This window comes from Prescottella defluvii (genome assembly GCF_000738775.1).
Classification (GTDB): Bacteria; Actinomycetota; Actinomycetes; order Mycobacteriales; family Mycobacteriaceae; genus Prescottella; species Prescottella defluvii.
The window spans coordinates 1-415 of the sequence record NZ_JPOC01000178.1; the positions used below are offsets into that span (position 1 = coordinate 1).

At 64.8% G+C, this 415-nt stretch carries 1 protein-coding gene; it reads left to right on the forward strand.

Annotated elements, in window-relative coordinates; genetic code table 11:
- Nucleotides 1–415 (forward strand): 50S ribosomal protein L13 (rplM, locus tag IJ15_RS0124340; RefSeq protein WP_037136251.1); only part of this gene is annotated, 415 nt, incomplete at both ends.

Sequence of the window (415 nt, forward strand, 5' to 3'; positions counted from 1 at the left end):
CCCGAAGGCCGGTGACGTCACCCACACGTGGCACGTCATCGACGCCACCGATGTGGTGCTCGGTCGCCTTGCCGTGCAGGCAGCGAACCTGCTCCGTGGCAAGCACAAGCCCACCTTTGCGCCGCACATCGACGGTGGCGACTTCGTCGTCATCATCAACGCTGACAAGGTTGCCATCAGCGGCAACAAGCGTACGGACAAGTTCCTGTACCACCACTCCGGACACCCGGGTGGCCTCAAGTCCCGTTCGGTCGGCGAGGTTCTCGAGAAGAACCCCGATCGCCTGGTGGAGAAGGCCGTCACCGGCATGCTCCCGAAGAACAAGCTGGGCCGCGCTATCGCGGGCAAGCTGAAGGTCTACGCAGGCCCGACCCACCCCCACACCGCGCAGCAGCCGGTGCCGTTCGAGATCAAG